Raw genomic sequence first — 25425 nt, 5'->3', positions numbered from 1 at the left:
ATGACTCGGACAGGACGCGGTCTTTCCCTGGAGATCGCCATGCTTCAATCCATCAAACCGTCGCTCGCCGGATTCTTCGCCAGCTCGAACCTGAACCCTCCCGCGCATCTCAGCACGCGCTACGACACGTCAGGCAATTTTCTCATCGAGCCCGGCAACACGGTCGTCTGCCATCTCGCCAGTGGCTCAGCTTCCGAAGCGGCGGTCATCGAAGTGCGGGAACGGATGCGCGCCATGCCGGATGCCGACCGGTTGGCCTTCACGCCGATCTCCAGCCTGCATATGACGCTGTTCCAGGGCATCATCGAATATCGTCGCCGTCTTCCCTACTGGCCTGAGGATGTGCCTCTCGATACCAGCATCGACGACATGACCCAGCTCTATCTTGAGCGGCTGAAAGGCATCGAGGACCATGGCGCGTTCAAAGTCAGGGTTGTCGAAATCGTGCCGACCGGCCTGACCGTTGCCGGCGCCTCCGACGAGGATGAGCGCATCATGCGCGCGTGGCGCGATGCCCTGTCGGTGCCGTTCGGATACCGGCATCCGGATCACGACAGCTACACGTTTCACATAACTTTCGCCTATCTGATCCGCCATCTCGACGACGAAAGGGCATCACAATGGCAACAGCTATTCGATGACTGCCTCTCGCTGCTCGCCCGTCAGGCTACGGTGATGGAGCTGCGGCCTCCGGCATTTTGCCGCTTCAAGGACATGAAGCATTTCGAGGAGCTGCTGGTCCTCGGTTGATCCCATGCATGCTGGCCAGGCGGCAGCGATTTGGGTGGACTCGCCTTTCTGCTCGACGCGGCTGTGGGCAGTAACAAAACTGACATCAATCCGACACCGCAGGTTCATGGCGTTGCGCTAGCGAAGGTCAACAGACCTTCACTGCGACCGGACTGGAACTAGCCTATGTCAGCAACCACAGCCACGCTGGAAATCCGCGGCGTCACCCGCCGGTTTGGCAAGAATACCGCCGTCAGCAATGTCGATATCTCGATCCCGCACGGGCAGATGGTCGGCATTATCGGCCGTTCCGGCGCCGGCAAGTCGACCCTTTTGCGCATGATCAACCGCCTCATCGATCCCAGCCAAGGGTCGATTTTCTTTGACGGCGCTGAAGTCTCCAGCCTGCGCGGCTCGCTGCTCAGGCGCTGGCAGCGTGATTGCGCCATGATCTTCCAGCAGTTCAACCTGGTGCCGCGTCTCGACGTGCTGACCAATGTGCTGCTCGGCCGGCTCAATCACCGCTCGACCCTTGTCAATCTGCTCGGTGTCTTCTCTCGCGAAGAACGTGCCGAGGCGATCGCGGCGCTCGAGCGTCTCGACATTGCCCGCACGGCGCTGCAGCCGGCCGGCACCTTGTCCGGCGGCCAGCAGCAGCGCGTTGCGATTGCCCGCGCCATGATGCAGCAGCCGAAGGTCATCCTCGCCGACGAGCCGATCGCCTCGCTCGACCCGCTCAATGCCAAGGTGGTGATGGATTCGCTGCAGGACATCAATCTGCGCGAGGGCATCACCGTCGTCACCAATCTGCACACGCTGGACACCGCGCGCACCTATTGCAACCGCATCATCGGCATGGCCGCCGGCAAGGTCGTGTTCGACGGCCCGTCCGAAGACCTCAACCGCGAGGCTGTGCGCAGGGTCTATGGCGCCGACAGCAATGGCGGCGAGATCTCCGAGGCCATCACCTCGACCAGCGTCACCATCAAGCAAAAAATCGCCGCATCCGCCGGACCGCTCGAGCCCGCATTTCCCGGCTACTAGTTCCATGATCCCGACAAGTGGATACCGGTATCCGGGAAACCATGGGCAGCAAAAGAGCGCCTGGATCGCCAGCCCGCGTCAAAGGCGCCGTCAAAATTCGAACGCTACCGGCGCGATGCCGGAACCAACAGGAGAGACCCGACATGTTTAGAAAGATGCTTTTCGGTGCTGTTTCCATCATCGCCATGGCGATGGGCGCGGTTCAGGCACAAGACCTGAAGGAATTCCGCGTCGGCATTCTCGGCGGCGAGAACGAGGCCGACCGTCTGCGCAACTACCAGTGCTTCGCCGACCACATCAAGGAAGTCCTCGGTGTCGAGAAAGTTTCGCTGTTCCCGGCCGCCGACTACGACGGCGTCATCCAGGGCCTGCTCGGCGGCACGCTTGACTATGCCGAGCTCGGCGCTTCCGCCTATGCCAAGATCTATCTCGAAAACAAGGACGCGGTTGAACCGATCCTGACGACGGTCCAGACCGACGGTTCGACCGGCTATCATTCGGTCATGGTCGCCCGTGCCGATTCCGGCATCAAGACGCTCGCCGACATGAAGGGCAAGAAACTCGGTTTCGCCGATCCCGATTCGACTTCGGGTTACCTTATCCCGGTCACTTCACTGCCCAAGGACATCGGCATGGATGTGAAGAGCTACTTCGCGTCGACCGGTTTTGGTGGCGGCCATGAACAGCTTGTCCTCGAAGTCCTGAAGGGCACCTTCGATGCCGGCACCACCTGGGCTTCCGGCGTCGGCGACTTCAAGGACGGCTACAGCTCGGGCAATCTGCGCAAGATGGTCGACAAGGGCGTCCTCAAGATGGACGACCTCGTCGAATTGTGGCAGTCGCCGATGATCCCGAACGGCCCGCTGGTATTGCGGACGTCGATCGACGCCGGCGCCAAGCAGAAGATCACCGATTTCCTGACCAAGCTTCCGGAAACCGATCCGGCCTGTTTCTCGGCAATCCAGGGCGGCGATTACAAGGGCTATTCACCGGTCACCCCGGCGTTCTATCAGCCGATCATCGACGCCCGTAAGGCGAAGATCGGCTCGTAAAGCAAACTGCCACAACGCCGCCGGGGCCATGTGCACCGGCGGCGTTGCCGCATCAGGGCCGGGGATCTATCGATGAGTGCGACCGACGTATACCGAGCGCCTGCGCTTTCACCGGAGGGAGCCACTGTCGAGCGGCACTGGCGCGACCTCGCAGCCCGCCGGCGCCTTTACACGATCGGGGGCCTGGTTTTCCTGCTCCTTGCACTCTCTGGCTCGCTCTGGTTCGCCAACGAGACCAACGCCGGAAAGTTCTTCGACCGCCTCCCCCACGTCGCCGACTTTTTCGGCGAGTTGAAGCCGCGCGACTGGTTCGACCCGGTGCGCGCGCTGTTCGACCTGCCGTCCCCTTACGACGATGGCAGCCTCAAATTCGACTATCCAGAAGGCCGGGTCTACCTGACCCAAAGCATCTACATTCCGGAGTATTTCCACCGGATGATCGAGACGCTGAACATCGCCCTGTTTTCGACGCTGGTGGGCGCCACATTCGGCTTCCTGCTCTGCTTCTTCGCCGCAGGCAATATCACGGCCAGTCGTTGGCTGCGGTTCGCCACGCGCCGCTTCCTTGAGATTGTCCGCGCCTTTCCGGAAATTGTCATTGCCGGCTTTTTTCTGGCGATCTTCTCGCTGGGACCTATTCCTGCGATCATTGCCGTCAGCATCCATACTATCGGCGCGCTCGGGAAAATGTTCTTCGAAGTGGTCGAGAATGCCGACATGAAACCTGAAGAAGGTTTGCGCGCCGTCGGCGCCAACTGGGTCGAACGGGTGTGGTTCGGCATCGTGCCTCAGGTTCTGCCCAACTTCATGAGCTATTTCCTGCTTCGTTTCGAGATCAATGTGCGCGCTTCGACCATACTTGGCGCCGTCGGCGCGGGCGGCATCGGCGAATCCCTGCGCCTTTCGATCGGCCGAGGCCATGAGGCCAAGACAATCGCCATCGTCTTCCTGCTGTTCTGTACGATTGTCGCCGTCGATCAGTTTTCGGCGTGGCTGAGACACCGTCTTGTCGGCCGACAAGCGTTCGCATATGGGCGCGGGGAGTAAGGCATGAACGCCGACGCTATCGACGACATCGCCACGCGCCATCCGGATGCGTTCCGGCGATCCCTATGGAAGCGCTACGCCACCCCGCTCGGTGTCATTCTCTGCATTCTCTACACCTTCTACTGTGCGTGGTTCTTCTCGATCGGCGCCGTTCTCGAAAAGGCGAACTGGAACCTTGCCGGCGCTTATCTCGCCGACTGGGTGTCTTACGAAATCCGGCCCGATATCGAATTCAAAGACAACCATCTGACGATCGACTACTCCCGTTTTTCCAAACTGGGATCCAATCCAAATCCCGACTGGGTGACCAAGCAGATGGCGGTGATCGAGCGGCGGGTCGATGCCGCACCTGCACCGGCGGCCACGACGAACAAGTCGTCACAGGATTCGTTTATGGCGCCTGGTGCGCCAACCGCTGAAAACCCGGCCAGCCCGTCGGGCCAATCGGTTCCGGCTACGCCTGAAACGGTGCGCGAAAACGCAGTTGTGGCGGCGACTGTCACTCTTGGCAATGGCCAGATCGCCATCACGCCAGACCTTGTCACCGTGACGCGCGGCGGCGAAAGCGTCATTTTCGACATTGCCAAGGACAGCTCTGTGACGCCACGCACACCGCTGCCTGACTGGATCGAGCAACGCAGGCCAGGCTCGACAGCCTATGTCTCGTTTGGTTTTCTCGGCCGCGCTGAAGTCCAAAGCGACGAAGTCGTCGCCTGGAGACGTTTCTTTGGCTGGGCCAATTTTGTGTTTGACACGAACTCGCCATTCTGGGGAAAGCCGTTCGGCGAGGTCGCGTCACTGATTATATCAGGGGCACGCATCGATCCGTCGCGGTCAAACGCAGCGCTCGCCTGGGACAACATCCTCAACAACGCCGAGTGGCAGCACGGCGACGTCTGGCTGAAGCTTTTGCAAACCATCGTCATGGCTTTCGTCGGCACGGTGCTGGCCTCGATCGTCGCCTTCCCGCTCGCCTTCCTGGCTGCGCGCAACGTCACGCCGAGCTGGATTGCCAATCAGGCAACAAAACGCTTCTTCGATTTCCTCCGCTCGGTCGACATGCTGATCTGGGCGCTGTTTTTCACGCGCGGCTTCGGTCCGGGGCCGCTGGCCGGCATGTCGGCGATCTTCTTCACCGACACCGGTACCCTGGGCAAACTCTACTCCGAGGCGCTGGAGAACATCGATGACAAGCAGCGCGAGGGTATCCGCTCGGTTGGCGCCGCGCCGGCAATGGTGCAGCGCTATGGCGTGCTGCCCCAGGTTCTGCCGGTATTCCTTAGCCAATCCCTCTATTTCTGGGAATCGAACACGCGGTCGGCGACGATCATAGGCGCTGTCGGCGCCGGCGGCATCGGCCTGAAATTATGGGAAGCCATGCGCACCAACACCAATTGGGCCAATGTCTTCTACATGGTTCTGCTGATCCTGGTTGTCGTCTTTATCTTCGACAACATTTCCAGCCTTCTCCGCCGCAAACTGATGGGGACAGCTGGAAACGGCAATGACGAACGGCCCGGACGCGCGCCCGCCGGCCCGCTGCCGGCGGCTCAGATCGCCTGAGAGGAAGACTTGGCTGCGTCTTAAGGAGCTGCCCTCTTCCAACCGCTTTTGATGTGCTTGTAGCCGTCGCGATAGACGGCTTCCGGGTTTTCCGAAAAATCGCGCCAGACCTTGGTTGCCGCCGCCAAGTCCTTCAGCGAGCGGCCAAAGGCCTCGATCGTCAGCCAGTCGTCATAGCCGCTCTTGCGGATGGCCGAAATCGTCTCTCTCCACGGAATGTGGCCGCGCCCCGGCACGCCGCGATCATTCTCCGAAATGTGGATATGGACGACATTTTTGCGGTTGCGCGTGTAAGCGCCGATCGGGTCGGCTTCCTCGATATTGGCGTGGAAGGTGTCGTACATCGCCTTGATGTGCGGCCGGTCGATTGCGTCGATATGCTCCGACAGATCGTCCATCGTGTTGAGCAGATAGCATTCGAAGCGGTTGAGTGCTTCCAACCCAATGGTGACGTTCTTGTTGCCGGCATGGTCACCGATGGCGCGTTGCGAGGCGACCGAGCGCTTTTTCTCCGCCGCCGTCGGCCTGCTACCGGAAAAAGCGCCCAGTGTCGAATGCAGCGGGCCGCTCAAGATCTTGGCGCCGAGCGCGGCCGAGCAGTCGATCGCCCATCTCATATAATCGATGCCGGCCTTGCGCGTTGCGCCATCGGCCGAGATCAGATTCATCGCTGGATCGCCCATTGCCGAAACCGCGGTGCGCTCCAGTCCGATGTGATCGAGCAGCGCGCCGAGCTTTTTGTAATCGTCCGGCGTGCCTGAAAAGATCGGTATCTCGACGCCATCGAAACCGGTCGCCTTGATGTCTCTGAGCAGTGGCTCGTGTTTCTTCGACACGGCCGTCGTCCACAAGAACATACACATGCCGATTTTCATCGACGCCCCTCCCCATGAGTTCCGGTTTTTTTTTAGAGCTTCGTCCAAGCCCCGTTCTTCTTCGACGACTTCACGCAGGCTTCGATAAAGGCCATGCCTTCGACGCCGTCCTGGACGGTCGGGAAGATAACATCCTTAGCCGGCTTGCCGCCTTTGCGGCGCGCCGCGCGGATGGCGCGGGCCGCCTCCTGGTAGATGTTGGCGAAACCTTCGAGATAGCCTTCCGGATGGCCTGACGGAACCCGGCTGACGCGCCCGGCGACGGGCAGCGCGCCGGCACCATTTCGGGTGAGCAACTGCTTCGGCTGGCCGAACGGCGTGTACCAGAGATAGTTCGGGTCGGCCTGCACCCATTCAAGCCCGCCCTTTGAGCCATAGATGCGCAGCTTCAGCCCATTCTCGTGCCCGGGCGCCACCTGGCTCGCCCAGATCATGCCCTTGGCCGGATGCGACTTGCCGACCGGCTTGAAGCGCAGCATCACGTTGACATTGTCGTCGAGCTGCCGCCCCGGCACGAAGGCGTCGAGATCGGCTGAAAGCGAATCGAGCTCCAGCCCGCAGACGAAGCGCGCGAGATTATAGGCATGCGTGCCGATGTCGCCCAGCGCACCGCCAGCACCCGCCTGCTTGGGATCTGAGCGCCAGGCCGCCTGCTTCTGACCGGTGGCAGCAAGGTCTTCGGTCAGCCAGTCTTGCGGATATTCCGACTGCACGATGCGGATGTCGCCGAGCTGCCCCTTGGCCACCATCTCGCGCGCCTGCCGTATCATCGGATAGGCGGTGTAATTATGCGTCAGCACGAACACTTTGCCGGTCTTTTCGACCAGTGCCGCCAGTCTCTTCGCCTCGGCCAGCGTCGTCGCCAGCGGCTTGTCGCAAATGACGTGGATGCCGGCTTCGAGAAACGCCTTCGCCGCCGGCACGTGCACATTGTTGGGCGTCACGATAGCCACCGCCTCGATGCCGTCGGGCCGTTTCGCCTCGGCCTTGGCCATCTCGGCGAAGGAGCCGTAGCTGCGCGTGGGGTCGAGTCCGAGTTCCGCGGCCGACGCTTTCGCACGCGCCGGGTCGGACGACAGGGCACCGGCGACCAGCACGAACTCATTATCCATGCGCGCCGCGATCCGGTGCACCGCACCGATGAAGGCGCCTTGCCCGCCGCCGACCATGCCATAGCGGATCGGGCCGCCTCCCGTTTCCGACTTCGATGCGCCGACCATGATTTTCTCCCTCGTTGTCGCTTACCTCCCCCTTGAGGGGAGGTCGATCCGCGCAGCGGATCGGGTGGGGTCGCCGGGCGTGGAGCTCGGCATGAACCGACCCCACCCGGCCCTTCGGGCCACCCTCCCCTCGAGGGGGAGGGACAGCGGCGTTAGATTCCTATCATGGCGCGCAGCACCTTCTTATCGGTCGCGCCGCCGGCGAAATCGTCAAATGCCTTTTCCGTCACCCTGATGATGTGATGCTCGATAAAGGGAGCGCCTTCGGCCGCACCGTCCTCCGGATGCTTCAGACAGCATTCCCATTCCAGCACCGCCCATGAATCATAGTCATATTGGGCGAGCTTGGAGAAGATGCCGCCGAAATCCACCTGCCCATCGCCGAGCGAGCGGAAACGCCCGGCCCGGTTCGTCCAGCTCTGATAGCCGGAATAGACGCCTTGCCGTCCGGTCGGATTGAACTCGGCATCCTTGACGTGGAACGCCTTGATCCGCTCGTGATAGATGTCGATGAATTCGAGATAGTCGAGCTGCTGCAGCAGGAAATGCGACGGGTCGTAGTTGATATTGCAGCGCTTATGGCCGCCCACCGCGTCGAGAAACATCTCGAAGGTCGCGCCGTCGAATACGTCCTCGCCCGGATGGATCTCGTAACCGAGGTCGACGCCATTGTCCTCATAGACGTCGAGGATCGGCTTCCAGCGTTTGCCGAGTTCGGAAAATGCTTCCTCGATCAATCCCGCCGGCCGTTGCGGCCACGGATAAAGGTAGGGGAAGGCCAACGCTCCGCAAAATGACACCGACGCCTTGAGCCCGAGATTTTTCGAAGCCTTGGCACCGAATTCCATCTGTTCGACCGCCCATTGCTGCCTTGCCTTGGGATTGTTGTGCACCGCAGGCGGCGCGAAGCCGTCGAACTGCGCATCATAGGCCGGATGCACCGCCACCAATTGTCCCTGCAGATGCGTCGACAGCTCGGTGATCTCGACGCCGGCATTCGTGCAGATGCCCTTCACTTCGTCGCAATAGGCCTTGGAAGACGCCGCCTTCTCGAGGTCGAACAGCCGGCTGTCCCAGGTCGGGATCTGCACGCCCTTGTAGCCCAGCCCGGCCGCCCATCTGGTGATCGACGGCAGCGAATTGAACGGTGCGGCATCGCCCGCGAACTGCGCCAGAAACAGCCCAGGACCCTTCATTGTCGACGGCATCGGCATCCTCCCTTTTTGTCAGGACCAAGCATAGCGCCGATTGAAAGCACGGCCAGCCACTTTGGTCTTTTCTCGACAGGCGCATATTTGCGCCGCCATTCTGGTATTACCAAATGTGGATATTTGGTCAAGCGGCTCCGCTCGCAATCAGAGCTGCCGCGATTGCCCAATAGCGAGAAAATATACCAGCTTAATCAACGGACTAATCCACTAACAGGGTTACCATGCAGGACTTCTTGCCGTCCATATGAAATTGCTGTAGACCTCTCTGGAGGCCCAATTGGTCGAACCAGTTAACGGCAAATGCTGGAGCGCCTTGGGAGGAATCTTGCGACGCAATCTGGGGGTGCGTCGCGGGCGAATTGTTACAGGCGAATTCTGGGAAGGACAGACCATGCATCTTTCGACGCACAACTGGATGCGGGCCGAACCGTTGGAGACGACGCTCAGGCGCATCAAGAAATTTGGCTATGAGTCGATCGAGATTTCCGGCGAGCCCGAACAGTACAAGACCAACGAGACGCGTGCGCTCCTCAAGGAGCACGGCATTCGCTGCTGGGGGGCGGTGACGCTGATGCTGGGCGAGCGCAATCTCGCCGCCAAAGACCAGGGCCAGCGCGAGCGCTCGGTGCAGTATGTGAAGGACGTGCTGACGATGGTCAGCGAGCTCGACGGCGAGATCATCACCCTCGTTCCCGCCACCGTCGGCAAGGTGGTGCCGGACGGCACCGAAGAAGAAGAATGGAAATGGGTGGTCGACGCCACCAGGGAATGCTTCACCCACGCCAAGAAGGTCGGCGTCAAGATCGCGGTCGAGCCACTCAACCGCTTCGAGACCTATCTGTTCAATCGTGGCGCGCAGGCGCTGGCGCTGGCCGATGCGGTCAGCCCCGAATGCGGCGTCTGCCTCGACGCCTATCACATCCACATGGAAGAATTTAACGTCTATGACGCCATCCGGCAGGTCGGCAAGCGCCTGTTCGACTTCCATGTCGCCGACAATAACCGCTTCGCCGCCGGTCTCGGACAAATCGACTGGCCGAAGATCGTCGGCACGCTGAAGGAGGTCGGTTACGACGGCGCGCTCACCAATGAATTCGTCGCCCCTGTCGATCGCACGCCGGCCGCTCCCTATCCCGACATGGTCGAACGCAATCCTGTCGATATTTCGCCCGAGCAGCTCAAGTTCATTCAGGATCATGGTTCCAGCGTGCTGACGGAAAAGTTCTACACCGATCAGATGCGCATCAACGCTGAAACGCTGCTGCCGCTGATCAAGTAGTCGATCCGTTTGGGAATGAGCCTTTCCGCCCTGACCGGCGGCAGGGCCGGGGATGAACATGCGCATCAAGACGGTCCAAGCCTGGTGGGTCCGCATACCGATCGAAGCCGCGAAGCAGCATCGCAGCGACTTCGGTCAGGTAACGACGTTCGACGCCGCCATCCTGCGCATCGAGACCAATGACGGGCTGGTCGGCTGGGGCGAAGGCAAGAATGCCGCCGGCAGCACCGGCAGCTATGGTGCCCTCGTCCACATGCTGAACCACGAAATCGGTCCGCAGCTGATCGGCTGCGATCCGGCCGACATCGGGATTATCTGGGAGATGCTCTACAACGGCGTGCGCCACGACAGCGCCGCGCAAAACGGCCACGCCATGCCGCAGCTGGCGCGGCGCGGCATCAGCGTCGCCGCGATCAGTGCCGTCGACATCGCGTTGTGGGATATTCTGGGCAAGTCGCTGGGGGTTCCGGTCTGGCGGCTGCTTGGCGGCCGCAAGCTCGACCGCATGCCGGCCTATGCTTCCGGTGGCTGGGCCTCCTCCGAGGCGATCGGCGACCAGTTGAAATCCTATATCGCCAAGGGCGGCTTCAAGGCGCTGAAGATGCGTGTCGGCGCGATGGACGGCACCCCGCACAATTCCGCTGCCCGCGTCCGCGCCGCAAGACAGGCGCTCGGCCCCGAAGTCGACCTGATGGTCGATGCGCATGGCACCTATACGGTGGCGGAAGCCAAGCGCTTCATCCATCTCGCCGGCGATCTCGATCTGGCCTGGTTCGAGGAGCCGGTCATCGCCGACGACAAGTCAGGCATGGCCGAAGTGCGGGCATCCGGCTCCATCCCGATCGCCACCGGCGAAAGCGAAGCGACGCGCTATGCGTTCCGCGACCTCGCCACGCTCAAGGCGGCCGATATCTTCCAGCCGGACCCGGCCTTTTGCGGCGGCATCAGCGAGGCGATGAAGATCGGCACCATCGCCAGCGCCTTCAATCTGCGCTTTGCGCCGCATCTGTGGGCCGGCGCCCCTTGCTTCTTCGCCGGGTTACATGTCTGTGCTGCTTCGCCGGCTAGCTTTACCGTCGAATATTCGCTCGGCGCCAACCCGATGATCCACGATCTGATCGAAGAGACTGTCGAAGCAAAGGACGGTATGATAGCGATCCCCGAGAAGCCCGGGCTGGGATTCACCCTTTCGGAACGGTTCCTGGAGGCGCACGCGCTACGCGGCTGATCATGAAAGAAAAGAACCTTCTCGCGGAGCTCGCCGCCTATCTGTTCTCCCACTCCGACAAGGAGACGGGCCGAACGCCGTCGGAGCGTGAGCTGGCCGAGCATTTCGCCGTCAGCCGTGGCCAGATCCGCGAGGCGCTGGCCATCCTCGAAGCCATGCGTATCGTCGAGCGCCGCGCCAAATCCGGCATCTATATCGACACCAAGCAGCCCAGCGTCGAAGCGATGGCACTGTTTGCGCGAGCCGGCCTGCCGCTCGACCCGATCATGATCTACGAGACGGTCGAGTTGCGCAAGATTCACGAAATCAAGGCCGCTGAGCTTGCCTGTTCGCGTGCCACCGAGGAAAATTTCGAGCGGCTGCGCGAAATCCTGAAGGCTTCGGAGGAGCGCATTGCTGCGGGCGAAGGCTTGGCCAAGGAGGACCGCGAGTTTCACCTTGAGATCGTGCGGGCAACCAAGAACAGCGTTTTTCACAACATATGCAGCGTCTATTACATGATGGGTGAGCAACGCCTGCCGATCTATTTCAACGATCCCGAACGTGGGGTTCGCTCGCATGCCGAGCACATTCAGATCTACGGGGCGCTGCTGCGCCGCGACGGCAATCTCGCCCAAGCGCTGATGAGCGCTCATCTGCAAGGCGCGGAAAGCTACTGGAAAGGCCTGATCGAAGGCGGCGGCGCAGAACCTCACAGCCCAGCACTCGAGCAGGTCTGATATGCCTAAAATCCTGTCGACGCACACGCTGCACCCGCGCGCCTCCGCCATGCTGACTGGTGCCGGCGAACTCGCTGTCGCCTCCGGCCTCGATGCGGACACGCTGGCGACTGAGGCTGGGAATGCCGACATCATCATCGTTCGCGCGCCGCTGCCGCCAGAGCTTTTCGAAGGGGCAACGAAGCTCCGGGCTGCAATCCGCCATGGCGCCGGACTCGACATGATCCCGATGAAAGCGGCCACCGCAGCCGGCGTGCTGGTGGCGAACGTGCCGGCGGTCAATGCACGGTCGGTCGCCGAATACGTGATGTTCGCGACCCTGGCGCTGCTTCGGCGTTTTCGCATGGTGGACCGCGATTTGCGGACAAAAGGCTGGCTGGCCGGCCGCGACCACGCCAATTTCGCCAGCGAGCTCGCCGGCAAGACGATCGGCATCGTCGGCTTCGGCGCCATTGGACGGGCAGTCGGCCATATCGCGGCGCATGGTTTCGATCTCAACGTGGTGGCGACGACGCGCAGCATGAGGCCGGCGCCGGACCAGGTCGGCTTTCTGTCGATCGACGCACTGGTCGAGCAGAGCGACATCGTCGTTCTGTGCTGCCCGCTGACACCGGAGACGCGCGGCCTGATCAATCGCGAGCGTATCGTGCGCATGAAGCCGCATGCGCTGCTGATCAATATTTCGCGCGGCCCGGTGGTCGACGACGACGCGCTGATCGAAGCGCTGCAAAAGGGCCGTATCGGCGGGGCTGCACTCGATGTCTTTGCGACGCAGCCGCTGCCCTCAGATCATCCCTATTTCGGCTTCGACAATGTCATTGTCACACCGCACATGGCCGGGATCACCGAAGAATCTATGATGCGCATGGGCGTCGGCGCTGCGGGTGAAGCCTTGCTCGTGCTGGCCAACAAATTGCCGGTCAATCTGCGCAATCCCGAAGTCGTCGAGCACTATAGGCGGCGGTTTCCGGCCGACGCCTGACGGCACCTCAACGGCGAAGCAGTGCCTCGACTTCCGCCGCAATGCGCAGGAGACGGTGGTCGTGGCCGTTGCGCGCCACCAGCATCAGCCCGGCCGGGCGCATCATTCCCGGCATCGGCAGCGAGATCGCACAGAGGTCGAACTGGTTGGCAACCTGCGTGTTGCGCAGCAGAAGGCCTTCCGTACGCTCACATAGAACATCGTCGCTGGTCATCGACACGATGGTCGGTGCGGTGACCGGCGTGGTCGGCAGGGCCAGCACATCGATAGAGGCCAGCCGCTCGTCCATGGCGGCGACAAGCGCCGCGCGGCGGCGGATTGCCCTTATATAGGCCGTGGCCGGAACGGCGGCAGCGCGCGACAACGGCTCGCTCACCCGCGGATCGACCGGCGTTGTCGCGCCAGTCGCCAGCCAATCTGCATGGACCTCGGCGCCCTCCATCGCAGCGATCGAGGCCCGCCCGGTTACCCCTCGCAAATCGGCAAGGAGGTCATCGATGGACAGGTCGGCGAGGCGTGCACCCGCAAGCTCTACCTTGCCAACACATCGGTCGAACGCCGCAGCGACCTCTGCCTCCGTATCGTCGAACAGCACGCCGCGTGGAACGCCGATGCGCAGTCCGGCAAGCGGAAGCGGAATGAGAACCAGAGGCTCTTCGCCGGCCATCACCGCATCGGTTGCGACACATTCGGCCACAGTGCGGGCAAGCGGGCCAATGGAGTCCAGCGTGACCGACAGCGGGAAAACGCCATCACGCGGCACGCGCCGCGCCGTCGGCTTGAAACCGACGACACCGTTCAGCGATGCCGGAATGCGCACCGAACCGCCGGTGTCGGAACCGATCGAGATCTCGCTCGTACCTTCGCCGACCGAAACACCGGCGCCGGAGGATGAGCCGCCCGCAATCCGGCTGGCGTCGGTCGCATTGCCGGGCGTGCCGTAATGCGGATTGACGCCGATCGCGGTGAAAGCGAATTCGGTCATATTGGTTTTGCCGAAGATGACGGCGCCGGCCTGTCGCAGCCGCCGCACGATGACGGCATCCCGCAGCACCGGCGCCGCGGTGCCGAGCAACAGCGATCCGGCCGTGGTCGGCTCGCCGGCGACGTCGAACAAGTCCTTGACCGAGACAATCGCTCCGTCTAGCGGTCCGAGCGTCACGCCGGCCTTGCGCCTGGCATCGGCGGCATCGGCTGCTGCCCGAGCGGCTTCCGGATAGAGTTTTACGAACACGCTTTCATTATCCGCGCGGACGGCGAGACGCGAAAGGACGGCTTCAAGACGATCGCGGACTGATTGCATTTCGGTGTCGGACTCCGGACGCCTGCAACGTCTTACAGGCAACGACTGGTGCATGGACTGCAGAGGCATAACCTGGCAGGGACAGATTTGCACCCCGTTGAATGGAAGGAGGAGACCTGATGCTCTACAAAGGCAGCTGCCACTGCGGCAAGATCGCCTTCGAGGTCGAAGGCGATCTGACCGGAGCCGTGCGATGTAATTGCTCGATCTGCTCACGCAAGGGCGCGCTGCTATGGGCCGTGCCGCATGAGACGTTGCGGGTGCTTGCCTGGGGCGACGATCTTGGCAGGTACACTTTCGGCAACCAAGTCATCGCCCACCGGTTCTGCCGGGCCTGCGGCGTCCATCCCTTCGCCGAGGATGTCAGCGAAGGGGACGAACGAAGCGCCTACGTCAACATCCATTGCGTAGGCGACCTCGATCTGGACGCTGTGTCGATTTTCGACTTCGACGGCCGCGCGGCCTGAACCGAAACCATTGCCGGCTCCCAGCGCTCATGCCGTCTAACGGTACCCGGTCACATCGGCTGGTTTGCCGGCGTCCTGAACCTGGGGGACGTAGCGCCAGGCGTCGGGCCGCGAGCCGTCGAGATCGGTAAAACCGTAGACCTGCGCCAGCCCGCCACTCGACAGCGACTGTCCGTTCCAGCGCGAACGATCCGGGTCCGCCGCAAGCGCCGCAACCGCGCGGCCGACAAAGCGCGGCGTCTCCGAGACGGCAAAATGCGGCACCTTCGCTGTCGCATCGCGCCAGTTGTCCTCCTTGACGCCGAACGCCTCAAGCATCATTTCCGAACGCAACCAGCCGGGCGTGAGCGAAACCGACGTAGCACCATGCGCCGCAAGCCCACCCGAACGCTCGATCAGCAGCGGCAGCGCGTGGTGAGCTGTGATCAGGTGCGTGTCGATTGCCAGCCTGAGCATGCGCAGGCCGTTCTCGAGATTGTGCTGCCAGACCGGCTTGTTCCATTCGAACAGCTTTTCGCCGCCCCAGATATCGTTGACCAGTATATCGAGACGGCCCTGCTCCGCGCGGATTCGGTCGACCAATTTGCGCACGTCTTCCGAAATCAGATGATCGACCTGCACGGCAATGCCCTCGCCGCCAAGCGCCGAAACCAGTTCCGCCGTTTCCTCGATGGTCTCAGGACGTGCATATTCGGACGGATGCTCGCGCGTCGACCTGCCGGTAACGTAAACAGTCGCGCCGGCGGCGCCCAGTTCGACTGCAATGCCTCGGCCGGCACCACGCGTGGCGCCCGCGACCAGAGCGACTTTTCCACGAAGCGTCATTAGGCTCTCCCGAAACTCGATTCGACCAGGAGGTGCTGGTCTTTGCCAGTGTCACAATATATAAATGATCATTCGGTTATAAATGGATGTCAAGATGCCCCGGCCAAAAACTCAGTCCGACGAAGACGTGCTCGAAGCGGCGAACCGGCTGATCCACGCGCATGGCCCGAAAGCGCTCACCTTCGAGCGGCTGTCCGTGGCTTGCGGACTCTCCGGCTCGACGCTGGTGCAGCGTTTCAAAAGCAAGGCCGCTCTGAAACAGAGAGCTCTGTTGCAAGCATGGGACCGGCTCGATGACAAGACGGCGAGGCTGTCGAAGACGATCCCAAGAACCCCTGGTGGAGCGATCGGGCTGCTGGTGGCGCTATCGCAGGACTATGGCGGCATCGAAACCTATGCCGAAGGCCTTCTGGTGCTGCGCGAGGATCTGCGCGATCCGCTGCTTCGCGGACGCGGCGCGTCGTGGAAAGCTTCTCTGTGTGACGTGCTCGACGCCTGTTTTGCCTCAGCAGCCGATCCGCCTGAAGGCATCGGCCTGCTCATGGCTTCGCACTGGCAGGGCTCGCTGCTGTGGTGGAGCTTCGACCCCAAGCTCGAAGTGACCGCTTATGTCGAAAACAGCCTGACCCGTTTCGTAACGGCGATAACGGCCCGAAGAGCGTAACCGATCTCCGGGCCGGTCAAAGATGAACCGCGAGGGCGGACGGGCTAGGCTGCGTGCTTCGGGCCGAGCAGGAACGCCGCCAAGGCCGCCAGCAACGTCGCGATCCCGCAATAGGCGAAAGCGCTGGCAACGCCGGCATTGTCGACCAGCACGCCGCCGAAAACGGCGCCCAGCGCAATGGCCACCTGGAACGCGGCGACCATCAGCCCACCGGCGCTCTCGGCCTGGTCGGGAGCGGCTCGCACCAGCCAGGTTTGCAGCCCGACCGGCACCGCACCGAAGGCAAAGCCCCAGGCGGCAACCGCTATCGCCGCGATGACTGGCGAGGCTCCGAGAGTAAGCAGCAAGGCGGCGGCCACAGCAATCAGCAGAGGTGCCAGGCCGACGGCGGTCTTAAGGCTGCGCTCGGCCATGAAGCCACCGGCAAAATTGCCGAAGAACCCACCGATTCCGAAGGCGAGCAGCACCAGAGAGATCGTCTCGATGTCCAGCGCAGGCACCTTCTCAAGAAACGGGCGGACATAGGTGAAGCCGGCAAAGTGTCCCGAGGCGACCAGCAGGACCACCAGAAGTGCCGCCCTGATCGTCGGGCGCTTCATCACGTCCAGCAAGGTTCGAAAGCTTGCCACACCCATCGGCGGCAGCTTCGGAAGGGTGGCGATCTGCACCAGCAGCGCCAGGGCGCCGACGACCGCCGCGATCATGAAAGCGGTGCGCCATCCCCAGACGTCGCCGACATAAGCGCCAACCGGGGCTGCGGTAACGGTGGCGACCGAAACGCCGGTTAGGATAATCGACATGGCGCGCGGCATCAGCCGCATCGGCACGAGCCGCATCGCCATGGCCGCCGACATCGACCAGAAGCCGCCGAGGGCGATGCCAAGAACGACCCGGGCAGCCAGAAGCACAGGAAGCGACGACGCGAACGCCGCGAGCAGGTTCGAGACGATCAGAAGAACGGTCAGGCCCCACATGACCAGCCTGCGATCCAGCCGCTTGGTGACGATGGCCATGGTCGGCGCCGCGATCGCCCCGACGACCGCTGTCGCAGTGACAGCTTGCCCGGCGGCGCCTTCGGTGATGCCGAGATCCTGCGCCAGCCGCGTCAGCAGGCTGGCGGGCAGGAATTCGGCCGTTACCAGGCCGAAAACGCCAAGCGCCAGCGATACCACCGCGCCCCACGCCGGCTCGGATCGTTCTTCGGATTCGGAAGAGTCGAGAACAGCGGCGTCCATGACGCCTGTCACGGGTTCGGTCATGGTGAATCTCCGAGCTGGTTGCAGCGCAACATTTGGCTGCAGTGCAACATAGGGAGTGACCGCCTGGAGTTTCCATGCTAGAAACACCATTATGCTTGACTATTCGTCCAAAGTTCCGATCACCGGCGATCCGCTGACGGACATATTGCGCGGGCTGCGGCTCGACGGCGTCGAATATGGCCGCTGTGAAATGCAGGAGCCTTGGGGGCTTCAATTTCCGGCCCAGACGGCGGCACGGTTTCATTTCATCGGCCGCAAGGGATGCTGGCTGCTGCAACCGTCCGGCGAATGGGTAGAGCTCAAGGCGGGCGACGCGGTGTTGCTGCCACGCGGTGCAGCACACGTCCTGGCAAGCGAGCCGGGCATTGAGGCTTCGCCGATCCAGGGCTACCAGGTCGCCGAGGTCTGCAAGGGCGTTTACTGCCTGTCCAACGAAGGTTGCCGGCCGGGGACCCTGCTGTTTTTCGGCAGCATGTATTTCAATCTCGACGGTTTGCATCCATTGCTCGGCATGATGCCGGACGTGATGCGCGCGCACGAGTTGGAAGCCTATGAACCCGGCATCCCGCATCTGCTGGAGTCCATGGCCCGCGAAGTGACGCTGGAGCGTGTCGGCTCAGGCGGCATTCTCGCACGGCTTGCCGATGTGCTCGCCGCCACCGTCATCCGGTCATGGGTCGAGCGCGGCTGCGGCGACTCGTCCGGATGGATTGCGGCGGTGAGAGACCGCGAGATCGGTCGCGTGCTGGCCGCAATCCACCTCGAACCGGACCGCGACTGGACCGTGGAAACGCTCGCCAGGATGATGGGCGCCTCGCGATCGGGTTTCGCGGAGCGCTTCGCGACGATCGTCGGCGAAACGCCGGCGAGATACGTCACCCAGGTGAGGATGCACCAGGCACGGCAATGGCTGGTCCGCGACCGGTTGAAGATCTCCGTCGTCGCCGCTCGCCTGGGCTATGAATCCGACGCGGCCTTCAGTCGCGCGTTCAAGCGCGTCATCGGAACGGCTCCCAGCCATTTCCGGGCCGAGGAACAGGCTGAGACCCGTCAAGCCGGCTAAATCTGGCCAGGGGCTTTAAGCCGCCGAGCATCCTCCTGCCCAACAGACGCGCTCTAACCGGGGACAACCTGTTGAGGCTCCACATCTAGAGCGTTTCACCGTTTCACGGAAACGCCGAAACGCTCTATCTCTTTGTTTCTGTGCAATTCCCTAGGGAAAGCGCTATGCGCTTTTCCCGGGAAAACCGTTTCACACTTTTCCTGGAATTGCTTTACCCCGCGTGGCGGAGGCTTATTCCGCTACCCTTGTCGAACAGCACCACCTTGTCCGGATCCCAGGCAAAGCGCACCGGTTGCTCGATCTCGACATCGGTTCTGGCCGGCACCGTGGCCCGCAGCATGGCATCGCCGACCCGCAGCGTAAGGATCTTTTCGACGCCATGGTTCTCGACATCGTGGACGCGCGCTTCCACCGGCGCCCCGCTCTCGAGGTAGACATCCTCGGGACGAATACCGAAGACGAGCGGGCGACCGTCGGTGGCACCGCTCGTTTTCGCCCTCCCCGCAAAGGGCAGCTCGAAATTCAACGGTGCCATCACCGCGCGGCCGTCGACGAGCTTGCCGTCGATAAGGTTCATCGGCGGCGAGCCGACGAAGCTCGCCACATAGGTGTCGCGCGGATTGTTGTAGATCTCATACGGCGTGCCGGTCTGGACGATGCGGCCATGGTTGAGCACGCCGACCTTGTCGCCCATCGACATCGCCTCGATCTGGTCGTGCGTCACGAACAGGAAGGTCGCGCCGAGCTGCATCTGCAGGTTCTTCAGCTCGGTGCGCAGCGCCTCGCGCAATTTGGCGTCGAGCGCCGACAGCGGCTCGTCCATCAGGAACACGCGCGGCTTGCGCACGATGGCGCGGCCGATGGAGACACGCTGCATCTCGCCGCCCGAAAGCCGGTCGGTCTTGCGGTCGAGCAGATGCTCTATTCGCAGCGTCCTGGCGGCACGGTCGACGCGGTCCTTGATCTCGGCGTCGGGCAGCCGGCGGATTTTCGGCTTCAGCGGAAATTCGAGGTTCTGGCGCACCGTGTAGCGCGGATAAAGCGAATATTGCTGCAGCACCAGCGCCACATCCCGCTCGGCCGCACCCCAGTTCGCGACGTCGACGCCATCGATGAAGACCTGGCCTTCGGTCGGCTTCTCCAGGCCGGCGACCATGCGCAGCGTCGTCGTTTTACCGGCCCCGGTCTCGCCGAGCAGCACGAAGAACTCGCCATCGGCAATGTCGAGATTGAGCCCGGTCAATGCAGTGTGATTGCCGAATGTCTTCGAGATGTTTTTTAGCTGGATATGGGCCATCAGAGTCTCACCTCCAGCGACTTGCCGCTCGCCGTATCGAAGAAATGCGCCTGGGCCGGATCGATCCTGACGAAGACCCTCTCGCCCGGTCCAGTGACAAAACCGCTCTTGGTGCGCGCGCGCAGCATCTTGGAGCCGACCTTGAGGTCGACGATGTCGAAAGAGCCGAGCGGCTCGACGATCTCCGCCTCGACCGGCAAGAACCCGTCGGCAGCTTCGCGGCGAACGATGACGCCTTCCGGCCGGATGCCGAGCGCAAGCTTGGCGCTGGCATGGCCGTTGAGCTTCGCCAGCAGCGCGCGCGGGAATTCGAAGCCGGTGGCCGCTCCGCCGACCGTCACCGAGGCCGACGCGGCTTTTTCCGCCACCGAGGCATCGGCGACATTCATCACCGGGCTGCCGACGAACTGCGCGACGAACAGATTGGCCGGCCGCGAATAGACCTCGTCCGGCGAACCGACCTGCTGCAGCACGCCTTCATGCATGATGACGATGCGGTCGGCGAGGCTCATCGCCTCGATCTGGTCATGCGTGACATAGATCGTGGTGGAGCCCTGCTTGATGTGCAGCCGCTTGATCTCGGCCCGCATCTCCTCGCGCAGCTTGGCATCGAGCGCGCCGATCGGCTCGTCCATCAGCATTGCCTTCGGCCGCCGCACCAGCGCCCGGCCGATGGCCACGCGCTGCATGTCGCCGCCCGAGAGCGCCGAGGGTTTCTTGGCGAGGAGATCGGTGATCTGCAGCGTCTTGGCGACCGAGCGCACCTCGCTGTCGATCTCGGCCTTGCTCTGGCGCGTGGCCCTGAGCGGAAAGGCGATGTTCTCGTAGACGCTCATATGCGGATAGAGCGAGAACGACTGGAAGACCATGGCGATGTCGCGGTCGGCGGCCTTGAGATGCTGGACCGGCTTGCCGTCGATGAGGATATCGCCGCCGTCGATCGTCTCCAGCCCGGCAATAGCGCGCAGTGTCGTCGTCTTGCCGCAGCCCGACTGGCCGAGCAGCACGATGAACTCATTGTCGGCGATCTTGAGATTAAGGTCCTTGATGACCTGAACGGCGCCAAAGAATTTCTGGACGCCACGAAGCTCGATCTGGGTCATGCGTGGCCTTCTTTTTCCAGCGCGCCGGTCGCCTGCGGTTTCTGCCTTGGACCGACCCAACCGGTGATCATGAAGGTCAGCAGTCCGACGATGATGATCGTCAGCCCGTAGCGGTGCAGGAAGAAATTCCACGGCTGGCAGAGCGCGATGATGCCGAACACCATCACGATCTCGGCCGTGCGCTGGATTGTAGCATGGCGGATCATTTGCGGATCGCTCCAAAGGACATGCCGCGCAAGAGGTGGTTGCGGAGCAGGAAGGTGAAGATCGCGACCGGCAGCAGGAACAGGAAGGTTCCGGCGGCAATCACCGTCCAGTCCGGCAGGCCGGAACCGACCTGGCTGGGGATGAAGGGCGGTGCCGTCTGGGCGCGTCGGTTGGTCATGATCAGCGCGAAGGCATATTCGTTCCACGCCGTGATGAAGCAGAACACGGCGGTGGCGGCGATGCCGGTGGCCGCTTCCGGCAGCACGATCTTGAAGAAAGCCTCCATGCGCGTGTAGCCGTCGACGAGCGCTGCCTCCTCGTACTCCCTCGGAATCTCGTCCATAAACCCCTTCATCAGCCATACGGAGAAGCTGAGGTTGAAGGCGGTGTAGAGGATGATCAGGCCCCAATGCGTGTCGTTGAGGCCGACGACCCGGTACATCAGGAACATCGGGATCGCCACCACCACCGGCGGCAGCATGCGCGTCGACAGGATGAAGAAGAGCAGGTCCTGCTCCCCCTTGATCTTGAAGCGCGAGAATCCGTAAGCCGTGAAGGTGCCCATGCCGACTGCCAGGACGGTCGAGGTGATGGCGACGATCAGCGAGTTCATGAAGCGGCTCGGATAGCCGGACCACTGCACCTCGCCCCTGCCCGAGCGCACCACCTTCTCGCCGCCGTCAAACACCAGCCGCTCCCACCACGGGGCGGCGGCGTATTGTTCCGGCGTCGGCGCGGTGCGCAACTGCGACCGCTTGGTGAAGAGCTTCACGAAGGGCGATATCTCAGGCTGGAACACCACCGTCGGCGGAATGGTGGTGGCAAGGTTGCGCGGCTTGAACGCTGTCGAGGCTATCCAGTAGATCGGCGCCAGGAAGATCATTGTGATGATCAGCACACCGACGATGGCGAGCTTGTTGAGCGAACGCTCGGTAGAGGTGGTGACAGCGGCCATTCTAGCGCTCCTTCACCTTGTTCAGGTATTTGACGTAGATGTTGGTGATCGCCAGGATCATGATCAGCACGATGTAGGCTAGCGCGCAGGAGCGCCCGGTCTGCCATTCCTGGAACGCCATCTTGTAGAGCCGGATCGAGATCACCTCGGTGGTTGGCTGGCTGGTCAGGATGTAGGCGAGATCGAAGGTCTTGAACGCTTCCATGGTGCGAAAGATGATCGCGATCATCAGAATCGGCGCGACCAAGGGCAGCGTGATGCGAAAGAAGGTGTAGAACGATCCGGCGCGGTCGATCGCGGCCGCCTCGTAGAGGTGCTTCGGCACTGCCGACAGGCCGGCAAGCGACAGCAGCATCACGAAGGGCGACCACATCCAGATGTCGGTGATGGCAACCGCGTAGAGCGCCATATCGGGGTTGGACAGCCACTCGAAGGAGCCGAGGCCGAGCGTGTAGTTGATGATGCCGAAGGACGGGTCGTAGAGCAGCTTCCAGAACAGGCCGACGACGGCCATCGACAGCATCATCGGCAACAGCAGGAGGGTCGTCAGCAGGCCCTTCAACGGGATATCGCGGTTGAGCAGCAACGCCACCCCAAAGCCGACGATGACCTGGCCGACTACGGAGACGATGACGTATTTGGCGGTGATGGCGAAATTCGACCAGATGAACGGGTCGTTGAGCAGCTCGCGGTAATTCTGCAGTCCGACGAAATTGGCCGCCGCCGGACTCGACGCGCGAAAATCGGTGAACGAATAGCCGAGCGAGTAGATCAGCGGAAAGATGTTGAAGACGATCAGGAAAACGATCGTCGGAATGATGAAGAGATTGCGGATCGTGAGATCGCTCATGCCGCGGGCGGCGGAGCGCGAATTTGGATCCAGAGTGGTCATGACTGCAGTGGCCAAGGCCCGTTCCTTCCTTGTCCGGAAAAGAAAACGGAAGGGGCGAGCTCCCGCCCCCTCCGAGCGTTAATGCCGTTTACTTCACGCGGTTGTATTTCTTGAATGTCGCGTTCCAGTCCGCGGCGAGCGAATCGAGCACTTCCTTGGCCGTGCCCTGATTGCCGGTGATGTACGGATAGACGCGTTGGTTCATCTGGATGAGCAGCTCGGCATATTCCGGCGTCGCCCAGAAGTCCTTCACCTTGAACATGGTTTCGTAGAAGGCCTTGTTGTAAGGCGTTGCGTTCTGGAATTCAGGCGATTCGAGCACCTTGGCACTTGCCGTGTAACCGCCAAGTTCCGCCCATTTCTTCTGCGTATCTTCCTTGATGAACCATTCCAGGAACTTCATCGCCTCTTCCTGGTTCTCGGAATAGGAGATGACGGAGATGCCCTGGCCGCCGAGCGCCGCGAACTGGTCGCCGTTCGGTCCTGGAGGGTTGGCGAAGAAGCCGGTGGCCTTGGCATTCGGGTTCGAGGCTTCGTTGATGAGCGCCGGGAAGAAGGCGAAGTAGTTCATGCTCATCGCCGCCAGGTTCTCGGTGATCGCCTGGTTGTCCTCGATGAAGAAGCTCTTGGCCCAACCAGGAGGAGTGAAGGAATAGAGCTCCTTGTAGGCCTCGAGCGCCTTGACGTTCTGTTCGGAGTTGATGATCCCGTCGACCTTGTAACTGGCATAATCGCCAAGTTCGCCGCCGTAGGAGAAGATGGCGTTCTCGACGCCCATCACCAGCGCGTCATACGAGTTATCGGTGTAGATGGCGACGCCGTAGCGCTTCTCGTCGGGACGGTGGAAGAATTCGGCGATGTCGCGCAACTGCTTCCAGTCCTTCGGCACGCCGAGATCGTAGCCATACTTGGCCTTGAAGGCTTCCATCTCCTTCGGGTCTTCGAACCAGTCCTTGCGGTAGGACCAGCCGACCGCGTCGCCCTCGGCCGGGATCGACCAGTACTTGCCGGAGTTGGACGGATATTCGGCGTAGTACTTGACCGTCGCTGGCGCCATCACCTCCTTCAGATTGTGCTTGTTGAAAAAGTCGGTGAGGTCGACATAGTGGCCCGCCTCGGAGGCCGCGCCGATCCACTGCGAGTCGCCGACGACCATGTCGTAGGCGCTGCCCTTGGCGTTGAACTCGGTGAATGCCTTGGTCTGGAAGTCGGACCAAGGCGTGGTTTCGACCGTGACCTTCACGCCGCTCTCGGCTTCGTAAAGATTGACGAGTTCCTGCAAATAGTTCGCCGGATCCCATTCAGCCCAGAATATGGTGAGTTCCTTATCCTGCGCGTAGACGGACGTTCCGCAGGCGAGCACTAAGCCGATACCAGCAAGCATGCTGGTCATTGTCTTGCGCATAATGATTTCCTCCCTTGTGCGCATTCTACCGTATCATGCGAGCCGGCGGCGAGGCCGACCCTGGTAGTTCCTCCCGTGATGCACCATCCGGCTTTGAGCCTCCTCGCTCAGCCGAAATGGCCCTCACATTCAATCCGCTTTGTTACCTTGATCTGGTATTACCAATTCCGGACGCACGTCAAGCTCTTTCTTGGACGATGACAGACACTCAAACAAGCGAATTCCAGCGACATCTGCCTGTTTTTCTTAAATTTTCCTACTCCTTGATACGCAAGAGCCTTGTTCGGGCTACGGCACAACGGCTATTGTCAGTAATCGGCATCCCCATCTGGTCGAACCAGATCGCCACTATTCCGTGGCTGTCGCCGGCGCGCTTCTGTCTCCTTCGGTCATCGATTCCACCACTGCAGCTCGCACCAGGGCCCCGGCTGCCCATTGCGCGACCGACATCATCCTGCGGCTGTCCAGCCCCCATATATCCTTCAGCACGATAAGCACTTCGACACCGAAGATCAGCGACAGAGCCTGCGCCAGGCGCTTGAATTCGCGTGGCGGCAGCCGGTCCTTGAGTGGCGCGATCGCGTCCTTGAGCAGATCGACGCGATGGCCGCGCGTAAAGGCCGGCTCGCCGCCCAGCGTGCCCGCCTGCCGGCGCGCCCACTGGTCGAGCGACAACTTCAGCGCCGCCTTGAAGGTCGCCTCGAAGGCTTCGATGCGAGGCATGGCGGTATCGAACAGTTCGACCACCCGGCGCTCGGGATCGGTCGAGGATGATTTCCAGGTGAGGATCGGCCCGAGCCCTTCGTTGACCACCGCCTGCACCAGCGCCGCCTGGCTGGGAAAATACCGATAGGCGGTGGCGCGCGAGACTTCCGCGGCTTCGGCGACCTCGCTGACCGAGGGCGTGGCGCCTGCCTGCATCAGCCTTGTCGCCGTCTCCAGCATCAACCGCCTTGTGCGTGCCCGCGGTCCGCGCGCCGATCGAGAGTCGGCGTCGTCGGGCACTGCCGCTTGTTGACGTGAGACATTCATGTCA

The 25425-nt window shown here is 62.0% G+C and carries 25 protein-coding genes; 12 read left to right on the top strand and 13 right to left on the bottom strand.

Going from position 1 to position 25425, the window contains the following annotated elements; translation table 11 throughout:
- The first annotated feature begins 39 nt into the window (after nucleotides 1–39).
- The 5 genes from AC0L26_RS22620 (at nucleotide 40) to phnE (AC0L26_RS22600) (ending at nucleotide 5435) form a co-directional block, all read left to right on the top strand.
- The gene (locus tag AC0L26_RS22620; RefSeq protein ID WP_473634582.1) at nucleotides 40–750 is read left to right on the top strand and encodes a DUF1868 domain-containing protein; all 711 of its coding nucleotides are present in this window, start codon (nucleotides 40–42) and stop codon (nucleotides 748–750) included.
- A gap of 165 nt (nucleotides 751–915) precedes the next feature.
- The gene (gene phnC / locus AC0L26_RS22615; protein WP_473634581.1) at nucleotides 916–1773 is read left to right on the top strand and encodes a phosphonate ABC transporter ATP-binding protein; all 858 of its coding nucleotides are present in this window, start codon (nucleotides 916–918) and stop codon (nucleotides 1771–1773) included.
- 143 nt (nucleotides 1774–1916) lie between these two features.
- A complete protein-coding gene (gene phnD, locus AC0L26_RS22610; protein WP_352935596.1) occupies nucleotides 1917–2825 on the top strand; it encodes a phosphonate ABC transporter substrate-binding protein in 909 nt (302 codons plus the stop codon).
- A 72-nt stretch (nucleotides 2826–2897) separates the two neighbouring features.
- Nucleotides 2898–3872, top strand: a complete 975-nt coding sequence (gene phnE / locus AC0L26_RS22605) for a phosphonate ABC transporter, permease protein PhnE (protein ID WP_354494024.1) — start codon at nucleotides 2898–2900, stop codon at nucleotides 3870–3872.
- Between the two features lie 3 nt (nucleotides 3873–3875).
- The gene (gene phnE / locus AC0L26_RS22600; protein WP_473634580.1) at nucleotides 3876–5435 is read left to right on the top strand and encodes a phosphonate ABC transporter, permease protein PhnE; all 1560 of its coding nucleotides are present in this window, start codon (nucleotides 3876–3878) and stop codon (nucleotides 5433–5435) included.
- Nucleotides 5436–5455: 20 nt separating this feature from the next.
- On the opposite strand, the gene AC0L26_RS22595 is transcribed toward phnE (AC0L26_RS22600), so the two are convergent.
- The 3 genes from AC0L26_RS22595 to AC0L26_RS22585 all read right to left on the bottom strand — a co-directional run bounded on the left by AC0L26_RS22595 (nucleotide 5456) and on the right by AC0L26_RS22585 (nucleotide 8738).
- On the bottom strand, nucleotides 5456–6310 hold the full coding sequence (locus AC0L26_RS22595; protein ID WP_473634579.1) for a sugar phosphate isomerase/epimerase family protein: 855 nt from the start codon (nucleotides 6308–6310) through the stop codon (nucleotides 5456–5458).
- 32 nt (nucleotides 6311–6342) lie between these two features.
- The gene (locus AC0L26_RS22590) at nucleotides 6343–7530 is read right to left on the bottom strand and encodes a Gfo/Idh/MocA family protein (RefSeq protein ID WP_473634578.1); all 1188 of its coding nucleotides are present in this window, start codon (nucleotides 7528–7530) and stop codon (nucleotides 6343–6345) included.
- Between the two features lie 152 nt (nucleotides 7531–7682).
- On the bottom strand, nucleotides 7683–8738 hold the full coding sequence (locus AC0L26_RS22585) for a sugar phosphate isomerase/epimerase family protein (RefSeq protein ID WP_473634577.1): 1056 nt from the start codon (nucleotides 8736–8738) through the stop codon (nucleotides 7683–7685).
- Between the two features lie 394 nt (nucleotides 8739–9132).
- Between AC0L26_RS22585 and AC0L26_RS22580 the strand changes: the two genes are divergently transcribed.
- From AC0L26_RS22580 to AC0L26_RS22565, 4 genes are read left to right on the top strand one after another with little or no spacing between them, the layout of a single operon-like run.
- Nucleotides 9133–10020, top strand: coding sequence for a sugar phosphate isomerase/epimerase family protein (locus tag AC0L26_RS22580; protein ID WP_473634576.1), 888 nt, complete (start codon nucleotides 9133–9135; stop codon nucleotides 10018–10020).
- 58 nt (nucleotides 10021–10078) lie between these two features.
- Complete coding sequence (locus AC0L26_RS22575; RefSeq protein WP_473634575.1) at nucleotides 10079–11248, top strand: mandelate racemase/muconate lactonizing enzyme family protein; 1170 nt, start codon at nucleotides 10079–10081, stop codon at nucleotides 11246–11248.
- Between the two features lie 2 nt (nucleotides 11249–11250).
- The gene (locus AC0L26_RS22570) at nucleotides 11251–11967 is read left to right on the top strand and encodes a FadR/GntR family transcriptional regulator (RefSeq protein WP_352935616.1); all 717 of its coding nucleotides are present in this window, start codon (nucleotides 11251–11253) and stop codon (nucleotides 11965–11967) included.
- 1 nt (nucleotide 11968) lies between these two features.
- Nucleotides 11969–12949: a hydroxyacid dehydrogenase gene (locus AC0L26_RS22565; RefSeq protein ID WP_473634574.1), complete on the top strand. Its 981-nt coding sequence runs from the start codon at nucleotides 11969–11971 to the stop codon at nucleotides 12947–12949.
- Nucleotides 12950–12956: 7 nt separating this feature from the next.
- Here AC0L26_RS22565 and AC0L26_RS22560 read toward each other — a convergent pair whose 3' ends face one another.
- Nucleotides 12957–14252, bottom strand: coding sequence for an amidase (locus AC0L26_RS22560; protein WP_473634573.1), 1296 nt, complete (start codon nucleotides 14250–14252; stop codon nucleotides 12957–12959).
- 119 nt (nucleotides 14253–14371) lie between these two features.
- Here AC0L26_RS22560 and AC0L26_RS22555 point away from each other — a divergent pair, with 119 nt between their 5' ends.
- Nucleotides 14372–14719 carry a GFA family protein gene (locus AC0L26_RS22555; RefSeq protein WP_473634571.1) on the top strand — a complete coding sequence of 116 codons (348 nt, stop codon included), beginning with the start codon at nucleotides 14372–14374 and terminating at the stop codon, nucleotides 14717–14719.
- A gap of 36 nt (nucleotides 14720–14755) precedes the next feature.
- On the opposite strand, the gene AC0L26_RS22550 is transcribed toward AC0L26_RS22555, so the two are convergent.
- Nucleotides 14756–15544 (bottom strand): SDR family oxidoreductase, encoded by a 789-nt coding sequence (locus AC0L26_RS22550; protein WP_473634570.1) that lies wholly within the window; start codon nucleotides 15542–15544, stop codon nucleotides 14756–14758.
- A 94-nt stretch (nucleotides 15545–15638) separates the two neighbouring features.
- On the opposite strand from AC0L26_RS22550, the gene AC0L26_RS22545 reads away from it, so the two are divergent.
- Complete coding sequence (locus AC0L26_RS22545; protein ID WP_473634569.1) at nucleotides 15639–16208, top strand: TetR/AcrR family transcriptional regulator; 570 nt, start codon at nucleotides 15639–15641, stop codon at nucleotides 16206–16208.
- Between the two features lie 44 nt (nucleotides 16209–16252).
- Here the strand turns inward: AC0L26_RS22545 and AC0L26_RS22540 are convergent, their stop codons facing one another.
- Entirely contained in the window at nucleotides 16253–17467 is a 1215-nt protein-coding gene (locus AC0L26_RS22540) for an MFS transporter (protein ID WP_473634568.1), read from the bottom strand.
- A 91-nt stretch (nucleotides 17468–17558) separates the two neighbouring features.
- On the opposite strand from AC0L26_RS22540, the gene AC0L26_RS22535 reads away from it, so the two are divergent.
- Nucleotides 17559–18530, top strand: coding sequence for an AraC family transcriptional regulator (locus tag AC0L26_RS22535; protein ID WP_354494011.1), 972 nt, complete (start codon nucleotides 17559–17561; stop codon nucleotides 18528–18530).
- Nucleotides 18531–18741: 211 nt separating this feature from the next.
- Here the strand turns inward: AC0L26_RS22535 and AC0L26_RS22530 are convergent, their stop codons facing one another.
- The 7 genes from AC0L26_RS22530 to AC0L26_RS22500 form a co-directional block, all read right to left on the bottom strand.
- On the bottom strand, nucleotides 18742–19827 hold the full coding sequence (locus AC0L26_RS22530; protein ID WP_473634567.1) for an ABC transporter ATP-binding protein: 1086 nt from the start codon (nucleotides 19825–19827) through the stop codon (nucleotides 18742–18744).
- Nucleotides 19827–20930 carry an ABC transporter ATP-binding protein gene (locus AC0L26_RS22525; RefSeq protein WP_473634566.1) on the bottom strand — a complete coding sequence of 368 codons (1104 nt, stop codon included), beginning with the start codon at nucleotides 20928–20930 and terminating at the stop codon, nucleotides 19827–19829. The genes AC0L26_RS22530 and AC0L26_RS22525 overlap by 1 nt, the downstream gene beginning before the upstream one ends.
- Nucleotides 20927–21136, bottom strand: coding sequence for a hypothetical protein (locus tag AC0L26_RS22520; protein ID WP_354494008.1), 210 nt, complete (start codon nucleotides 21134–21136; stop codon nucleotides 20927–20929). Before AC0L26_RS22520 ends, AC0L26_RS22525 begins: the two co-directional genes overlap by 4 nt.
- Nucleotides 21133–22092 (bottom strand): carbohydrate ABC transporter permease, encoded by a 960-nt coding sequence (locus AC0L26_RS22515; RefSeq protein ID WP_352935648.1) that lies wholly within the window; start codon nucleotides 22090–22092, stop codon nucleotides 21133–21135. Before AC0L26_RS22515 ends, AC0L26_RS22520 begins: the two co-directional genes overlap by 4 nt.
- A 1-nt stretch (nucleotide 22093) precedes the next feature.
- Nucleotides 22094–22999 carry a carbohydrate ABC transporter permease gene (locus AC0L26_RS22510; protein ID WP_029348308.1) on the bottom strand — a complete coding sequence of 302 codons (906 nt, stop codon included), beginning with the start codon at nucleotides 22997–22999 and terminating at the stop codon, nucleotides 22094–22096.
- A gap of 73 nt (nucleotides 23000–23072) precedes the next feature.
- Nucleotides 23073–24389 carry an ABC transporter substrate-binding protein gene (locus AC0L26_RS22505; protein WP_352935651.1) on the bottom strand — a complete coding sequence of 439 codons (1317 nt, stop codon included), beginning with the start codon at nucleotides 24387–24389 and terminating at the stop codon, nucleotides 23073–23075.
- A 348-nt stretch (nucleotides 24390–24737) separates the two neighbouring features.
- Nucleotides 24738–25421, bottom strand: a complete 684-nt coding sequence (locus AC0L26_RS22500) for a TetR/AcrR family transcriptional regulator (RefSeq protein ID WP_473634565.1) — start codon at nucleotides 25419–25421, stop codon at nucleotides 24738–24740.
- Between the last annotated feature and the right edge of the window lie 4 nt (nucleotides 25422–25425).

It is taken from the genome of Mesorhizobium sp. WSM4823, assembly GCF_055811195.1.
This window is presented reverse-complemented; position numbering and strand designations above follow the sequence as displayed.

Bases quoted from the DNA above. Each gene is read 5' to 3' on its own strand.
- AC0L26_RS22545 (WP_473634569.1), top strand. From the start codon at position 15,639: ATGCCCCGGCCAAAAACTCAGTCCGACGAAGACGTGCTCGAAGCGGCG.
- AC0L26_RS22515 (WP_352935648.1), bottom strand. From the start codon at position 22,092: ATGGCCGCTGTCACCACCTCTACCGAGCGTTCGCTCAACAAGCTCGCC.
- AC0L26_RS22580 (WP_473634576.1), top strand. From the start codon at position 9,133: ATGCATCTTTCGACGCACAACTGGATGCGGGCCGAACCGTTGGAGACG.
- AC0L26_RS22525 (WP_473634566.1), bottom strand. From the start codon at position 20,930: ATGACCCAGATCGAGCTTCGTGGCGTCCAGAAATTCTTTGGCGCCGTT.
- AC0L26_RS22570 (WP_352935616.1), top strand. From the start codon at position 11,251: ATGAAAGAAAAGAACCTTCTCGCGGAGCTCGCCGCCTATCTGTTCTCC.
- phnD (WP_352935596.1), top strand. From the start codon at position 1,917: ATGTTTAGAAAGATGCTTTTCGGTGCTGTTTCCATCATCGCCATGGCG.
- AC0L26_RS22560 (WP_473634573.1), bottom strand. From the start codon at position 14,252: ATGCAATCAGTCCGCGATCGTCTTGAAGCCGTCCTTTCGCGTCTCGCC.
- AC0L26_RS22535 (WP_354494011.1), top strand. From the start codon at position 17,559: ATGCTTGACTATTCGTCCAAAGTTCCGATCACCGGCGATCCGCTGACG.
- AC0L26_RS22540 (WP_473634568.1), bottom strand. From the start codon at position 17,467: ATGACCGAACCCGTGACAGGCGTCATGGACGCCGCTGTTCTCGACTCT.
- AC0L26_RS22550 (WP_473634570.1), bottom strand. From the start codon at position 15,544: ATGACGCTTCGTGGAAAAGTCGCTCTGGTCGCGGGCGCCACGCGTGGT.
- AC0L26_RS22530 (WP_473634567.1), bottom strand. From the start codon at position 19,827: ATGGCCCATATCCAGCTAAAAAACATCTCGAAGACATTCGGCAATCAC.
- AC0L26_RS22595 (WP_473634579.1), bottom strand. From the start codon at position 6,310: ATGAAAATCGGCATGTGTATGTTCTTGTGGACGACGGCCGTGTCGAAG.
- AC0L26_RS22505 (WP_352935651.1), bottom strand. From the start codon at position 24,389: ATGCGCAAGACAATGACCAGCATGCTTGCTGGTATCGGCTTAGTGCTC.
- AC0L26_RS22565 (WP_473634574.1), top strand. From the start codon at position 11,969: ATGCCTAAAATCCTGTCGACGCACACGCTGCACCCGCGCGCCTCCGCC.
- AC0L26_RS22500 (WP_473634565.1), bottom strand. From the start codon at position 25,421: ATGAATGTCTCACGTCAACAAGCGGCAGTGCCCGACGACGCCGACTCT.
- AC0L26_RS22555 (WP_473634571.1), top strand. From the start codon at position 14,372: ATGCTCTACAAAGGCAGCTGCCACTGCGGCAAGATCGCCTTCGAGGTC.
- phnE (WP_354494024.1), top strand. From the start codon at position 2,898: ATGAGTGCGACCGACGTATACCGAGCGCCTGCGCTTTCACCGGAGGGA.
- AC0L26_RS22575 (WP_473634575.1), top strand. From the start codon at position 10,079: ATGCGCATCAAGACGGTCCAAGCCTGGTGGGTCCGCATACCGATCGAA.
- AC0L26_RS22620 (WP_473634582.1), top strand. From the start codon at position 40: ATGCTTCAATCCATCAAACCGTCGCTCGCCGGATTCTTCGCCAGCTCG.
- phnE (WP_473634580.1), top strand. From the start codon at position 3,876: ATGAACGCCGACGCTATCGACGACATCGCCACGCGCCATCCGGATGCG.
- AC0L26_RS22590 (WP_473634578.1), bottom strand. From the start codon at position 7,530: ATGGTCGGCGCATCGAAGTCGGAAACGGGAGGCGGCCCGATCCGCTAT.
- AC0L26_RS22585 (WP_473634577.1), bottom strand. From the start codon at position 8,738: ATGCCGTCGACAATGAAGGGTCCTGGGCTGTTTCTGGCGCAGTTCGCG.
- AC0L26_RS22520 (WP_354494008.1), bottom strand. From the start codon at position 21,136: ATGATCCGCCATGCTACAATCCAGCGCACGGCCGAGATCGTGATGGTG.
- phnC (WP_473634581.1), top strand. From the start codon at position 916: ATGTCAGCAACCACAGCCACGCTGGAAATCCGCGGCGTCACCCGCCGG.